The 14,557-nt window shown below is 70.6% G+C and carries 14 protein-coding genes; 9 read left to right on the plus strand and 5 right to left on the minus strand.

From position 1 onward, the window contains the following. The 9 genes from uvrC (at nt 1) to EZM51_RS03650 (ending at nt 8,460) form a co-directional block, all read left to right on the plus strand. On the plus strand, nt 1-1,941 hold the full coding sequence (gene uvrC, locus EZM51_RS03610; RefSeq protein ID WP_136706891.1) for an excinuclease ABC subunit UvrC: 1,941 nt from the start codon (nt 1-3) through the stop codon (nt 1,939-1,941). Between the two features lie 36 nt (nt 1,942-1,977). Continuing rightward, nucleotides 1,978-2,856, plus strand: coding sequence for an RNase adapter RapZ (rapZ, locus tag EZM51_RS03615; RefSeq protein ID WP_211195809.1), 879 nt, complete (start codon nt 1,978-1,980; stop codon nt 2,854-2,856). 52 nt (nt 2,857-2,908) lie between these two features. Continuing rightward, nucleotides 2,909-3,889 (plus strand): DNA-binding protein WhiA, encoded by a 981-nt coding sequence (gene whiA / locus EZM51_RS03620; RefSeq protein WP_136706893.1) that lies wholly within the window; start codon nt 2,909-2,911, stop codon nt 3,887-3,889. Between the two features lie 105 nt (nt 3,890-3,994). After that, complete coding sequence (locus EZM51_RS03625; RefSeq protein ID WP_136706894.1) at nt 3,995-4,621, plus strand: superoxide dismutase; 627 nt, start codon at nt 3,995-3,997, stop codon at nt 4,619-4,621. A 94-nt stretch (nt 4,622-4,715) separates the two neighbouring features. After that, nucleotides 4,716-5,720, plus strand: a complete 1,005-nt coding sequence (gene gap, locus EZM51_RS03630) for a type I glyceraldehyde-3-phosphate dehydrogenase (protein WP_136706895.1) — start codon at nt 4,716-4,718, stop codon at nt 5,718-5,720. A gap of 11 nt (nt 5,721-5,731) precedes the next feature. Beyond that, on the plus strand, nt 5,732-6,946 hold the full coding sequence (locus tag EZM51_RS03635; RefSeq protein WP_136706896.1) for a phosphoglycerate kinase: 1,215 nt from the start codon (nt 5,732-5,734) through the stop codon (nt 6,944-6,946). After that, entirely contained in the window at nt 6,937-7,725 is a 789-nt protein-coding gene (tpiA, locus tag EZM51_RS03640; RefSeq protein ID WP_136706897.1) for a triose-phosphate isomerase, read from the plus strand. The genes EZM51_RS03635 and tpiA overlap by 10 nt, the downstream gene beginning before the upstream one ends. A gap of 103 nt (nt 7,726-7,828) precedes the next feature. Beyond that, nucleotides 7,829-8,080 carry a preprotein translocase subunit SecG gene (secG, locus tag EZM51_RS03645; protein ID WP_136706898.1) on the plus strand — a complete coding sequence of 84 codons (252 nt, stop codon included), beginning with the start codon at nt 7,829-7,831 and terminating at the stop codon, nt 8,078-8,080. Between the two features lie 11 nt (nt 8,081-8,091). Next, nucleotides 8,092-8,460 carry an RNA polymerase-binding protein RbpA gene (locus tag EZM51_RS03650; protein ID WP_136706899.1) on the plus strand — a complete coding sequence of 123 codons (369 nt, stop codon included), beginning with the start codon at nt 8,092-8,094 and terminating at the stop codon, nt 8,458-8,460. A gap of 77 nt (nt 8,461-8,537) precedes the next feature. On the opposite strand, the gene pgl is transcribed toward EZM51_RS03650, so the two are convergent. The 5 genes from pgl to tal are packed head-to-tail and all read right to left on the minus strand — an operon-like array spanning nt 8,538 to nt 14,533. Continuing rightward, nucleotides 8,538-9,308: a 6-phosphogluconolactonase gene (gene pgl / locus EZM51_RS03655; protein ID WP_136706900.1), complete on the minus strand. Its 771-nt coding sequence runs from the start codon at nt 9,306-9,308 to the stop codon at nt 8,538-8,540. Beyond that, the gene (locus tag EZM51_RS03660; RefSeq protein ID WP_136706901.1) at nt 9,305-10,264 is read right to left on the minus strand and encodes a glucose-6-phosphate dehydrogenase assembly protein OpcA; all 960 of its coding nucleotides are present in this window, start codon (nt 10,262-10,264) and stop codon (nt 9,305-9,307) included. Before EZM51_RS03660 ends, pgl begins: the two co-directional genes overlap by 4 nt. Beyond that, complete coding sequence (gene zwf / locus EZM51_RS03665; RefSeq protein WP_136706902.1) at nt 10,261-11,802, minus strand: glucose-6-phosphate dehydrogenase; 1,542 nt, start codon at nt 11,800-11,802, stop codon at nt 10,261-10,263. The genes EZM51_RS03660 and zwf overlap by 4 nt, the downstream gene beginning before the upstream one ends. 17 nt (nt 11,803-11,819) lie before the next feature. Next, entirely contained in the window at nt 11,820-13,424 is a 1,605-nt protein-coding gene (locus EZM51_RS03670; RefSeq protein WP_136706903.1) for a glucose-6-phosphate isomerase, read from the minus strand. Continuing rightward, complete coding sequence (gene tal, locus EZM51_RS03675; protein ID WP_136706904.1) at nt 13,421-14,533, minus strand: transaldolase; 1,113 nt, start codon at nt 14,531-14,533, stop codon at nt 13,421-13,423. The genes EZM51_RS03670 and tal overlap by 4 nt, the downstream gene beginning before the upstream one ends. Nucleotides 14,534-14,557 lie beyond the last annotated feature (24 nt).

A 14,557-nucleotide genomic window follows, 5' to 3' on the forward strand; every position in this document is an offset into this window, starting at 1 on the left:
ATGGACACCGCATTGCCGAAGAACGAGGGCGTCCCGTATCGCCCGAAGGCGGGGGAGATCCCCACCGCTCCGGGCGTCTATCGCTTCCGCGACGCCGAGCGACGCGTGCTGTACGTCGGCAAGGCGAAGAACCTGCGCGCGCGCCTGTCGAACTACTTCGCGCCCCTCCGCACCCTGCACGAACGCACGCGTCGCATGGTGACCAGCGCCGCGTCGGTGGAGTGGACCGTGGTCCGCACCGACGTGGAGGCCCTGAACCTCGAGATCACCTGGATCAACGAGCTGAAGCCCCCGTTCAACGTGCGGTTCAAGGACGACAAGTCGTACCCGTACCTCGTGGTGACGCTCGCCGACGAGGCGCCGCGCGCCATGGTCTCGCGCAGACGCGGCATCCCGGGCGCCCGGTACTTCGGCCCGTACCCCAAGGTCTGGGCGGTCAACGAGACGCTCGACCTCCTCATCAAGCTGTTCCCGATCCGCACCTGCAAAGACAGCGACTACCGCCGCGCGATGGCGTCGGGCAAGCCCTGCTTCGCCGGCCAGATCGGACGCTGCTTCGGCCCGTGCTCCGGCCGGGTCACGATCGAGGAGCACCGTGCCAACGTCGACCGGTTCGTGGCGTTCATGCAGAACCAGGATCCGCGCATCCTCGACGACCTGGAGCGCGAGATGCGGTCGGCGGCGGCGGTGCAGGACTACGAGACCGCGGCGCGGCGTCGTGACCAGCTCCAGGCGGCGCGGGCCTTCTTCGAGAAGAGCGCCATGGTGCTCGGCGACCGCGTCGACATCGACGTGTTCGGCGTCGAGCACGACGAGCTCGCCGCCGCCGTGCAGCTGTTCGTCGTGCGCGGCGGCCGGGTTCGCGGCGTGCACACGTGGACGGTCGACAAGGAACTCGACGTGCCGCTCGGCGAGCTCGTGGACTCCGTCGTGCAGAACGCGTACGTCGACGGGCTCACCCCCGCGCGCGAGGTCATCGTGCCCGAACTCCCCGACGACGCCGAGGCGCTCGAGACGTGGCTGGCCAGCCTGGCAGGCCGAAAGGTCCGGCTCCGCGCCGCGCAGCGCGGCGACAAGGCGGCCCTGCTGCAGACGGCGACCCAGAACGCCAAGCAGTCGCTCATGCTCTACAAGACCAGGCGCAGCGCCGACTTCACGACGCGCTCCCGCGCGCTCGAGGACATCCAGGAGGCCCTCGGCATGGCCGACGCGCCGCTTCGCATCGAGTGCTTCGACGTGTCGCACCTGAGCGGCACCAACATCGTCGCCTCGATGGTCGTCTTCGAAGACGGGCTGCCACGCAAAGACGAGTACCGCCGGTTCACCATCCCGAACTCGACCGACGACACCGACTCGATCCACCAGGTGCTGACGAGGCGGCTCGCCTATCTCGCGCCGAGCACGGCCGACGACCCGCCGGCCCCGACGGATGACGCGCCAACGCCCGGCGACGAGGCCCCCGCGACATCCGAGCGGCGGAAGAAGTTCGCCTACCGCCCGAACCTGCTCGTGGTCGACGGCGGCCAGCCGCAGGTCGCCGCGGCCGCCCGCGCGCTCGAGGCGTCGGGAGTCGAGGGCATCTACCTGTGCGGCATCGCCAAGCGCCTCGAGGAGATCTGGACCCCCGACGCCGACTTCCCGGTGATCCTGCCGCGCAACAGCGATGCCCTCTTCCTCTTCCAGCGCGTGCGCGACGAGGCGCATCGGTTCGCGATCACGCACCAGCGCCAACGGCGCAAGCGCGACATCGGCACCGTCCTCACCGAAGTCCCGGGTCTCGGGCCGGCGCGCGTGAAGGAGTTGCTCCGCCACTTCGGCTCGGTCTCGCGGCTGCGAGCGGCGACCGAGACCGAGATCGCCGAGGTCAAGGGCATCGGCCCGACCCTCGCGGCCACCGTGCATGCGCACCTGCGCGCCGACGGCGCGCCGGCGCCCCGGTAGGCTGGAGTGTCGACGCGCGGAAGGGGGCCCGAGACGATGGCAGCGGAGGCTGAGCAGCAACAGGAGGTGCTCATCGTCACCGGGATGTCGGGGGCGGGCCGTTCGACCGTCGGCAACGCGCTCGAGGACCTCGGCTGGTACGTGGTCGACAACCTCCCGCCGCAGATGCTCCGCCCGCTCGTCGAGCTCGTGGAGCGTGCGGGCGCCTCGCTGCCGCGTATCGCCGCCGTCGTCGACGTGCGCGGTCGCGACTTCTTCTCCGAACTGCAGGACATCATCCAGGCCCTTCGCACCGGCATCAACGTGCGCGTCGTCTTCCTGGATGCGACCGACGCGGTGCTCGTCCGGCGCTTCGAGTCGGTGCGTCGTCCGCACCCGCTGCAGGGCAACGGCACCATCCTCGACGGCATCGAGGCCGAACGGATCCGGCTCGCCGAGCTCCGGGAGTCGAGCGACATCGTCGTCGACACGTCCGATCTCAACATCCACCAGCTCGCGACGCTCATCACCGAGACCTTCGCCGAGGAGGGGCAGGCCGGCCTCCAGCTGACCGTCCTGAGCTTCGGCTTCAAGTACGGGCTGCCGGCCGATGCCGACCTCGTCGCCGACGCGCGATTCCTGCCCAACCCGTTCTGGATCCCAGAGCTCCGGCACCTGAGCGGCGAGGACGCCGCCGTGTCCGAGTACGTCCTGAGCCAACCGGGCGCCCGCGAGTTCATCGACGCCTACGCGACGGCGCTCGCGCCCGTGCTCGCGGGCTACCAACGCGAGAACAAGCGGCACGCGACCATCGCGATCGGCTGCACCGGCGGCAAGCACCGTTCGGTGGCGATCGTGCGCGAGCTCGCCGAACGGCTCGAGCAACTGCCGGGGGTCGTGGTGAACGTGAAGCATCGTGATCGGGGTCGTGAATGACCGGTACGAACGCACCGCGACACGACAGGATCGACGAAGGAGAGGATGCGACGTGGCGCTGACGGCCGACGTGAAAGAGGAGCTCGCGCGGGTCGAGGTGTCGAAGACGAGCGTCCGGGCGGCCGAGCTCGCCTCGGTGCTCCGCTTCGCGGGCGGACTGCACATCATCTCGGGACGAATCGCCATCGAGGCCGAGCTCGACTCGCCGACGATCGCCCGGCGGGTGACCCGCGACCTCGGTGAGCTGTACGGCGTGCGACCGGATGTCTCGGTCATCTCGCCGTCGGGCATCCGCCGCTCGAACCAGTACCTCGTGCGCGTGCTCGACGGCGGCGAGACGCTGGCTCGGCAGACGGGCCTGCTCGACGCGCGGCGCCGCCCGGTGCGCGGCCTGCCGAACAAGCTGACCACCGGATCGCGGGACGACGTCGCCGCGGTGTGGCGAGGCGCGTTCCTCGCGCATGGCAGCCTCACCGATCCCGGTCGATCCGCGGCCCTCGAGGTCACATGCCCCGGCAACGAGACGGCGATGGCGCTCGTCGGGGCCGCGGGCCGCCTCGGCATCTCGGCGAAGGCCCGCGAGGTGCGCGGTGTCCACCGCGTCGTGATCCGCGACGGCGAGGCGATCAGCGCCATGCTCGCGCTCATGGGAGCGACCGAGACCGTGCGCAACTGGGAGGAGTTGCGTCAGCGGCGCGAGGTGCGGGCCACGGCCAATCGCCTCGTCAACTTCGACGACGCCAACCTCCGCCGTTCCGCCCAGGCGGCCGTCGCGGCGTGCGCCCGCGTCGAGCGTGCGATGGAACTGCTCGGCGACGACATCCCCGAGCACCTGCGATACGCCGGCGAGCTCCGCCTCGCGCACCGCGAGGCGAGCCTCGACGAGCTGGGCCACCACGCCGATCCGCCCATGACGAAGGACGCCGTGGCCGGACGCATCCGTCGTCTCCTCGCGATGGCCGACAAGCGTGCCGTCGAGCTGGGCGTCCCCGGCACCGAGGCCAGCCTCCCGGCCGACCTCGACGACGTCTGAGGTCGTCAAGCCCCGGCGCGGGCGGAAGCCTCGGGCATAGGCTAGGGGATGCCGCGCTCGGACCGGGTAGAGGCTCGGTTCCCCGGCATCTGACAAGGAGAAGCAATGGCTGACTACACCCTCCCGGATCTGCCCTACGACTACTCGGCACTCCAGCCCGCGATCAGCGGCGCGATCATGGAGCTGCACCACTCCAAGCACCACCAGGCCTACGTGACCGGCGCGAACACCGCCCTCGAGCAGCTCGCCGAGGCCCGCGAGTCGGGCAACCTCGCGAACGTCAACAAGCTCGAGAAGGACCTCGCGTTCAACCTCGGCGGCCACGTCAACCACTCGATCTTCTGGACCAATCTCTCACCCGACGGCGGCGACAAGCCCACCGGCGACCTCGCGTCGGCACTCGACGACGCGTTCGGCTCGTTCGAGAAGTTCCAGGCCCACTTCACGGCGACCGCGCTCGGCGTGCAGGGCTCGGGCTGGGCGGTGCTGGCGTGGGATGCGGTCGGGCAGCGCCTCATCGTCCTGCAGTTCTTCGACCAGCAGGCGAACATGCCCGCGGGCATCGTGCCGCTCCTCATGCTCGACGTGTGGGAGCACGCGTACTACCTCGACTACAAGAACGTGCGCGCCGACTACGTCAAGGCGTTCTGGAGCATCGCCAACTGGGAGAACGTGCAGCAGCGGCTCGCGACCGCACGCGAGAAGACCTCAGGGCTGCTGCTACTGTCATAGCGGATGGGGTCCCCGGACGCCGTCCGGGGACACCCGCCGTCCGATCAGTACCCGTGCAAACGCGCTCTCGCGCTCGTTGAACAGGAGACTTCCCGTGCCCGTGAAGATCGGCATCAACGGCTTCGGCCGTATCGGCCGCAACTACTTCCGCGCCGCGCTCGCACAGGGCGCCGACCTCGAGATCGTGGCGGTGAACGACCTCACCGACAACAAGACGCTCGCGCACCTGCTGACGTACGACTCGGTCCTCGGGCGTCTCGACGCGACGGTCGACTACGACGACGAGCACATCATCGTGAACGGCAACGCCATCAGGGCGTTCTCGGAGCGCGATCCGGCGAACCTGCCGTGGGGCGAGCTCGGCGTCGACATCGTGATCGAGTCGACGGGCTTCTTCACGAAGGCCGCCGACGCCCGCAAGCACCTCGCGGCGGGCGCGAAGAAGGTGCTCATCTCGGCCCCGGCGACCGACGAGGACGCGACGTTCGTCATGGGCGTCAACGAGCAGACCTACGACCCCGAGCGGCACCACATCATCTCGAACGCGTCGTGCACGACGAACTGCCTCGCGCCGCTCGCGAAGGTCTTCAACGACGCGTTCGGCATCGAGCGCGGCCTGATGACCACCGTGCACGCCTACACCGCCGACCAGAACCTCCAGGACGGCCCCCACCGCGACCTCCGCCGTGCTCGCGCGGCGGCGATCAACATCGTTCCCACCTCGACCGGTGCCGCGAAGGCCATCGGCCTCGTGCTTCCCGAGCTGGTCGGAAAGCTCGACGGCTTCGCCCTCCGGGTGCCGGTGCCGACCGGCTCGATCACCGACCTCACCGTCACGTCCTCGCGTCCGGTGACCGTCGACGAGGTGAAGGCCGCGTACCGGGCGGCCGCGGACGGCCCGCTCAAGGGCATCCTGAAGTACAGCGAGGACGAGCTCGTGTCGAGCGACATCGTCTCCGACCCCTACTCCTGCATCTTCGACTCCGGGCTCACCCGGGTGATCGGCGACCAGGTGAAGCTGTCGGGGTGGTACGACAACGAGTGGGGCTACTCCAACCGCCTCGTCGACCTGACCGAATACGTGGCCGAGCGCCTCTGAAACGAGTGAATGTGACCCTGCGAACGATCGAGTCCCTCGGTCCGCTCGCCGGCAAGCGCGTCGTCGTCCGTTGCGACCTCAATGTCCCTCTCCAGGGCGAGGTCATCACGGACGACGGGCGTGTGCGGGCGTCGGTGCCGACCATCCAGGCCCTCACCGGCCAGGGAGCCCGCGTGATCGTGGTCTCTCATCTGGGCCGCCCCGAGGGCGCGCCCGACCCGAAGTACAGCCTCGCGCCCGTGGCCGCCCGCCTCGGTGAGCTGCTCGACGGACCCGTCGCCTTCGCGACCGACACGGTGGGTGCGGATGCCGCGGCCAAGGTCGCCGCGCTCGGCGACGGCGAGGTGCTCGTGCTCGAGAACCTGCGCTTCAACCCGGGCGAGACCTCGAAGAACGACGCCGAGCGCACCGCGTTCGCCGGCGAGCTCGCCGGCTTCGCCGATGCGGTCGTCTCCGACGGCTTCGGCGTCGTTCACCGCAAGCAGGCGAGCGTCTTCGAGCTCGAGGAGCTGCGGCCGAGCGCGGCGGGGCTCCTCATCGCCTCGGAGCTCGACGTGCTCGACCGGCTCACGGAGTCGCCCGAGCGGCCGTACACCGTCGTGCTCGGCGGATCGAAGGTGTCCGACAAGCTCGGCGTCATCGCCCACCTCCTGCCGCGCGTCGACACCCTCCTCATCGGTGGCGGCATGCTGTTCACGTTCCTCGCGGCCCAGGGCCACAAGGTCGCGTCGAGCCTGCTCGAGGCCGACCAGATCGACACGGTGAAGGGCTACCTCGCCGAGGCCGACGAGCGCGGTGTCGCCATCGTGCTCCCCACCGACGTCGTGGTCGCCGCCTCGTTCTCGGCCGATGCCGAACACGTCGTCGCGCCGGCCGACGCCATCGAGGAGACGGCGTTCGGGGCATCCGGCCTCGGCCTCGACATCGGACCCGAGACGGCGGCAGCGTTCGCCGCACGCATCCGCGACTCCAAGACGGTGTTCTGGAACGGGCCCATGGGCGTGTTCGAGCTCGCGCCGTTCGCGGCGGGCACTCGTGCCGTCGCCGAGGCGCTCACCGAGGTCGACGGCCTCAGCGTCGTCGGCGGCGGGGACTCCGCGGCGGCCGTGCGCCGACTCGGTTTCGCGGATGACGCATTCGGACACATCTCGACGGGCGGCGGCGCGAGCCTCGAGTTCCTCGAGGGCAGGAAACTCCCCGGACTGGAGGTCCTCGGATGGCAGTGAGCCGCACCCCGTTCATCGCCGGCAACTGGAAGATGAACCTCGACCACCTGCAGGCGATCGCATTCGTGCAGAAGCTGGCATGGGCGCTCGCCGACGCCAAGCACGACTTCGCCGACGCCGAGGTGGCCGTGTTCCCTCCGTTCACCGACCTGCGTTCGGTGCAGACGCTCGTGGCGGCGGACTCGCTGCCCATCGCGTACGGCGCCCAGGACGTCTCGGCCCACGACTCGGGCGCGTATACGGGCGAGGTGTCGGGGGCGTTCCTCGCACACCTCGACTGCGCCTACGTCATCATCGGGCACTCCGAGCGGCGCCAGTACCACGGCGAGTCCGACGCGGACGTCAACGCGAAGGTGCTCGCCGCGCACCGCCACGGGCTCGTGCCGGTGGTGTGCGTGGGCGAGACCGCGGAGGACCTCGAGGCGCATGGTCCGAGCGCGGTCCCCGTCGCCCAATTGCGCGCCGCGCTCGCAGGCGTCGACGGTGCCAAGGGGCTCGTCGTGGCGTACGAGCCCGTGTGGGCGATCGGCTCGGGCCAGGCCGCGACCCCCGAACAGGCCGAACAGGTCTGCGCCGCTCTGCGCGTCCTCATCGGCGAGCTGCTCGGCGAGGAGGTGGCCGCCTCGACGCGCATCCTGTACGGCGGCTCGGTGAAGGCGGCGAACATCGCGTCGTTCCTCCGCGAGCCGAACGTCGACGGTGCCCTCGTCGGCGGTGCCAGCCTCGACATCGACGAGTTCTCGAGCATCGTCCGGTTCAAGAAGCACGTCGGCGCGTGACATCCGGCCGCCGCCTGTGGACGCGAGTCCCCGGGCGGCGGCGAACGTCCCGTTATACTGATCAACGGCCCGACCCACTGCGTCGTGCCCGGAAAGGTTCACCGTGGAGATTCTCCAGGTCGTCCTGCAGGTGCTGCTCGGTCTCACGAGCCTCCTGCTGACACTGCTCATCCTGCTGCACAAGGGCCGCGGCGGCGGTCTCTCCGACATGTTCGGCGGCGGCGTCACCTCGAGCCTCGGTGCGTCCGGCGTCGCCGAGCGCAACCTCAACCGCATCACGATCATCCTCGGACTCGTGTGGGTGACCTGCATCGTGCTGCTCGGCCTCATCACCAAGTTCGACGCCGGAATCTGACGGGGAGAGACATGGCATCCGGAAACAGCGCCATCCGGGGCTCGCGCGTGGGCGCGGGCCCGATGGGCGAACAGGACCGCGGCTTCCACGCCGATCGCGTCGCGGTGAGCTATTGGGACGCCCAGGGGAACGAGACCGTGCGCTACTTCGCGGCGAACCTCCCCGAGGAGGAGATCCCCGACATCATCGACAGCCCCTCCACCGGCCTTCCCGCGGGCCGCGACAAGGAGAACCCGCCGTCGGTGTCGAAGCTCGAGCCGTACAAGACCCACCTCGCGTACGTGAAGGAGCGACGCTCCGACGAGGAGGCCGCCGCGCTGCTCGAAGAGGCGCTCACGCAGCTTCGCGCCCGCCGTGGGCAGGCCACCCCGCAGGACTGACGCCCGCAGCCACGAACCCGAGAAGGGGGCCAGCCGTTCGGCTGGCCCCCTTCCTCGTCGTTCGGTGCGACGCCCGGTCAGTCATCGCGCGAGATGAGCTCCTCGGGAACCTCGGCGGCGGCATCCGCGTCGACGAAGAACACCGTGCGGCGGCGCCCCTTGATCCCCGCGACGGGGACCTCGTCGCGACTCGCACCCGCGAGCGCCAGGCCGAGCGCCGAGGCCTTGTCGGCGCCGGCGAGCACGAGCCACACCCGTTGCGAGGAGTTGATGACCGGCCGCGTCAGGCTGAGACGCTCGGGCGGCGGCTTGGGGGAGTTCCGCACGGGGATGACCGTGCGATCGGCCACCTGGATGCCCGAGCGGTGCGGGAAGAGCGAGGCGATGTGCCCGTCGGGACCCACGCCGAGGAACGTGATGTCGAAGATGGGATGCGGCAGCCCGTCGACGCCGTGCACCGAGAGTTCCGCCGCGGCCGCATCGGCCGCCTCGTCGAGCGTCATCCCGGAATCGGACGCAGGCAGCGGGTGCACGTTCTCGGCGGGCAGGTCGAGGTCGTCGAGCAACGCCTCCTGCGCCTGCCGGTCGTTCCGCTCGGCGTCGCCGGCGGGCACCCAGCGTTCATCGCCCCACCAGAAGTGCACCCGCGACCAGTCGATCGAGGTGCGTGCGGGCGAAGCGGCGACCGCCTCCAGTACGGCGGCGCCCATGGAGCCGCCGGTGAGCACGACGTGAGCCACGGCCTGCGCGTCGAGGATGTCGAGCATCTTCGTGATGAATCGCGCAGCGACGGAACTCGCCAACGACGCCTTGTCGGGATGTACGATCACGCGTCGTTCATTCGTCATGCATGGACTCCTTCGGCCTCCGTGGCATCCAGGAGCGCGAGGCCCCTCGTGATCACTTCACCGTACAGCTCATCGGGGTCGAGGCGGCGGAGCTCGTCCGCGAGGCAGTCACGGAGGCTGCGCCGGGGGAGGGCCACGTCGTGCACGGGTTGGCCGGGCTGGCGCAGCGTGGCGACGCCGGGGAGGTCGCGCACGAGCTCGATGCTCCCGATCGAGCGATCGAGTCGGACGCCGTGGATGCCGTGGGATCCGGAATCGATGCTCGTCAGCACGCAGGTGCTCGGTGCATCGAGCTGCAGGCGGAGCCACGCGGCCAGCAGCGTCGTCGACGGCGAGTCGATCGCGCCCGTCACGGTGACGCCGATGACCGGCTGGTACGGCGGTTGGTCGAGCACCGCGGCGAGCTGGGCCCGCCACAGCGTGAGCCTCGTCCACGCGAAGTCGGCGTCGCCGGGGCGGTAGCTCGCCGCGAGGGCGTGCAGCGCCGCCTGCGGGTCGTGCTGCGTCGAGGCATCCGTGATCCGGCGCTGGGCGATGCGTCCGAGCGGCGCCTCCGCGGGGACGGCGGGCGCCACGCCGGGCCACCAGGTGACCACCGGGGCGTCGGGCAGCAGCAGGCCCATGACGAGACTCTCCTCGTCGAGCGCGGCGTCGCCGCACGCCCGCAGCACGATGACCTCGCTTGCGCCGGCGTCGCCGCCGACGCGGATCTCCGCGTCGAGTCGAGCAGGCAGGCCCGGGGCCTCGTTCGGGTCGCTCGAGATCACGATGACCCGCATCGGATGCTCCCGCGACGCGTCGTTCGCGGCCTCGATGGCCTCCTCCTCGCCGCCCGGCGCGGTCGCGATCACGAGGGTCAGCACGCGCCCGAGGGCGACCACGCCGCCCTCTTCGCGGATCTTCACGAGCGTCTTCGAGATCTGGCTCGTGGTGGTGTCGGGAAGGTCGACGATCATGGGCGCCTCCAGGTTCGTCCGTCGCGGGCGAGCAGCTTGTCCGCCGAGGCGGGACCCCAGGTGCCCGGCCGGTACTGCTCCGGCCGGCCCTGGCTCGCCCAGAACTGCTCGATGGGGTCGAGGATCTTCCAGGAGAGCTCGACCTCCTCCTGGCGGGGGAACAGCGGCGGGTCGCCGAGCAGCACGTCGAGGATGAGCCGCTCGTAGGCTTCGGGGCTCGCCTCGGTGAAGGCGTGACCGTAGCCGAAGTCCATGGTGACGTCGCGCACCTGCATGCCGGCGCCCGGCACCTTGGACCCGAATCGGATCGTGACGCCCTCGTCGGGCTGCACGCGGATGACGAGCGCGTTCTGGCCGAGTTCCGAGGTCTGGCTGTCGGCGAACACCTGTTGCGGCGCACGCTTGAACACCACGGCGATCTCGGTGACGCGACGGCCGAGCCGCTTGCCCGCGCGCAGGTAGAACGGCACGCCCGCCCATCGCCGCGTGCCGATCGTGAGCTTCATCGCGGCGTAGGTCTCGGTGGTGGATCGGGGGTTCATGCCGTCCTCGTCGAGGAAGCCGACGACCTTCTCGCCGCCCTGCCACCCCCCGGAGTACTGCCCGCGGGCCGTGCCGGTGGCGAGGTCCTCGGGGAGCCGCACGGCCGCGAGGATCTTCTCCTTCTCGGCGCGCAGGTCGCCCGCCTCGAACGAGATCGGTTCCTCCATGGCCGTGAGGGCGAGCAGCTGCAGGAGGTGGTTCTGGATGACGTCGCGCGCGGCGCCGATCCCGTCGTAGTAGCCCGCGCGACCGCCGACGCCGATGTCCTCGGCCATCGTGATCTGCACGTGGTCGACGTAGTTGGCGTTCCAGATCGGCTCGTAGAGCTGGTTCGCGAAGCGCAGCGCCAGGATGTTCTGCACCGTCTCCTTGCCGAGGTAATGGTCGATGCGGAACACCGAGTCGGGCGGGAACACCGAGGCCACGACGTCGTTCAGCTCGCGGGCCGACTGCAGGTCGGATCCGAACGGCTTCTCGATGACGACGCGACGCCACTGGTCGTCGCGCTGCTCGGTGAGGCCCGATCGCTTCAGCTGCTCGGTGACGAGCGGGAACGACTTCGGCGGAATCGACAGGTAGAACGCGTGGTTGCCCATCGTGCCGCGCTCCCGGTCGAGCTCCTCGACGACCGCGCGCAGGCGATCGAACGCGGCATCGTCGTCGAAGTCGCCCTGCACGAAGCGGATGCCCCGGGCCAGCTGCTTCCACACGTCCTCACGGAATTCGGTGCGCGCGTACTGCTTCACCGAGTCGTGGACGACCTGCTCGAAGTCCTCGTCGACCCAGTCGCGTCGCGCGAACCCGACGAGCGCGAACCCGGGCGGCAGCAGCCCGCGGTTGGCGAGGTCGTAGACGGCCGGCATGAGCTTCTTGCGCGAGAGGTCGCCGGTGACGCCGAAGATGATGAGACTCGACGGTCCGGCGATGCGGTTGAGGCGGTAGTCCTTGGGCGAGCGCAGCGGGTTGTGCTGCGCCGAGATCGCGGTCGGAGCCATTCGGGTCTTCCCTCGGGTCAGCCGACGGCGTCGAAGAGCGCCGGGATGTTCGATGCGGGCTCCGTCAGGGTGAGCGTCAGCACGGGCCTGCCGTGCTCGGCGAGCACGCTCGCGTCGCCCGAGGCCTGGGCGGCGATGAGCTCGCCGAACGTGAACGGGCGCTCGGGGATCTCGAGGTCGTCTGCGGCGACCTCGGTGATCTGCAGGAACGCGCCGACGGCGGGGCCGCCCTTGTGGAACTGTCCCGTCGAGTGCAGGAACCGCGGACCCCAGCCGAAGGTGACGGGGCGGCCGGCCCGGGCCGCGAGCGCGTCGCGAAGTTCGGCGAGCTCGGGGTGGGCGACGCGGTCGACGTACGCCTGCACCGACAGGTAGCCGTTCGGCGGGAGCTCTTCGAGGAGCACGTCGATGGCCGAGGCGAGGTCGCTCGATGCCCCGATCACGTCGGGCGTGCCGCGCACCTCGATGCCGTCGGCCACGAACGCCGCGGGTGCCGGCTCGGGACGCGCGTCGAGGAGGCCGCGTGCCGCGATCTTCGCCGACTCGACGTCGGGCTGGTCGAACGGATTGATCCCCAGGAGCCGGCCGGCGACGGCCGTCGCATACTCCCAGACGAGCAGCTGCGCGCCGAGCGTGCCCGACACGCGGATGTCGCCCGTCGGGTCGTCGACGAAGATCTCGTCGCCGGCGTCGTCGACGAGTCGCACGACCTGCACGTCGGGGAGGGCCGCGGTGAGCTCGGGGGCGTCGGTGTCGAGGACCACGGGCAGGATGCCGGTGCCCGCCTTGCCCGTCGACTCGGCGATGAGCTGTTCGGCCCAGTCGGCGAAGCCGACGATGTGCGTGCCGTCGGCCACGATCGCGAGCTTGTCGCGAAGCGGGGCGGTGGCGGCGATCGCCGCTCCGAGCACGAGTCCCGGGTTCTCGGCGGTGTCGACCGCGAGCGACAGCTCGATCGTCTCGGCCTCGTCGAGGATCTCGGCGATGTCGACGCCGGCGAGGCCCGAGGGCACGAGTCCGAACGCGGTGAGCGCGGAGTACCGGCCGCCCACGTCGGGATCGGCGTTGAACACGCGGTAGCCGGCGGCGCGGGCCGACTCGTCGAGCGGTGAACCGGGGTCGGTCACGACGATGATGCGGGAGGCGGGGTCGATGCCCGCGTCGCGGAAGGCCCGCTCGTACACGCGGCGCTGGCTGTCGGTCTCGACGGTCGAGCCCGACTTCGACGAGACGACGAGCGCGGAGCTCGCGAGGCGGTCGGCGAGCGCTGCCCGTACCTGCCCGGGCTCGGTCGAATCGAGCACGGTGAGCCCGACCCGCGTGGTGCGGGTGATGACCTCGGGAGCCAGGGAGGAGCCGCCCATGCCCGCGAGCACGATGTGGTCGACGCCGTCGGCCTCGAGCTGCTCGCGGAGCGCCTCGATCTCGGCGACGAGCGGCCGCGAGACCGCCACCGCCTGAGTCCACCCGAGCCGCTTGGCGGCCTCCGCCTCGGCGGCGGGCCCCCAGAGGGCCGCGTCCTGCGCGGTGATGCCGCTGGCGACGAGGTCGGCGACGAGCTGGGGCACGACCCGCCGCACGGCGACGGCGGCGGCGCCGCTGACCGAGATGCGGAAGCTCATCGCGCCGCCTCCAGCGCGCCGCGGACCGTGTCGAGCAGTTCGTGCCAGGAGACGATGAACTTCTCGACGCCCTCGCGCTCGAGCACCGCCGTGACGTCGTCGTAGTCGACGCCGACGCGCGCGAGCGCGTCGAGCACGCCGCCCGCGTCGGTGTAGGCGCCCGTGACCCTGTCGCCCTCGATGACGCCGTGGTCGAAGGTGGCCTCGAGGGTCTTCTCGGGCATGGTGTTGACGACGCCGGGCGCGACGAGCTCGGTCACGTAGAGGGTGTCGGGCAGCGAGGGGTCCTTCACGCCGGTCGAGGCCCAGAGCGGGCGCTGGCGGTGGGCGCCGTCGTCGAGCAGGGCGGCGGCGCGCTCGGTGGCGAACTGCGCGACGTAGAGCTCGTAGGCGAGACGCGCGTTCGCGATGCCGGCCTTGCCCTTCAGCGCGAGGGCCTCGTCGGTGCCGATCTCGCCCAGGCGCCGGTCGACCTCGGTGTCGACGCGCGACACGAAGAACGACGCGACCGAGTGGATGCTCGACAGGTCGAGTCCCGCCGCCTTCGCCTGCTCGAGGCCGGTCAGGTACGCGTCGATGACCTGGCGGTACCGCTCGAGGCTGAAGATCAGGGTGACGTTGACGCTGATGCCGGCGCCGATCGCCGCGGTGATCGCGGGAAGTCCGGCGAGGGTCGCCGGGATCTTGATCATGACGTTGGGCCGGTCGACCTTGTCCCAGAGGCGGTGCGCCTCGGCGATGGTCGCGTCGGTGTCGTGCGCGAGGTCGGGGGAGACCTCGATGGAGACCCGGCCGTCGTAGCCGTCGGTGGTGTCGTAGACCGGACGGAAGAGGTCGGCCGCGGCGCGCACGTCGGCGGTCGTGGTCTCGAAGACGGCCGTGTCGACGTCGGCGCCGCCGGCGGCGAGCTCATGCAGCTGCTCGGTGTAGCCCTCGCCCTTCGCGAGGGCGCCGGCGAAGATGGTCGGGTTGGTGGTGACGCCGACGACGTTGCGTTCGGCGATCAGCCGCTCGAGGCCGCCCGACGTGATGCGCTCACGCGACAGGTCGTCGAGCCAGATGCTCACGCCGGCGGCGGACAGCGCGGCGGTGGGGGAGGTGGTGGTCATGAGGTGTTGTCTCCTTCGTTGCGC

It is taken from the genome of Agromyces sp. H66 (assembly GCF_004959775.1).
Lineage (GTDB): Bacteria > Actinomycetota > Actinomycetes > Actinomycetales > Microbacteriaceae > Agromyces.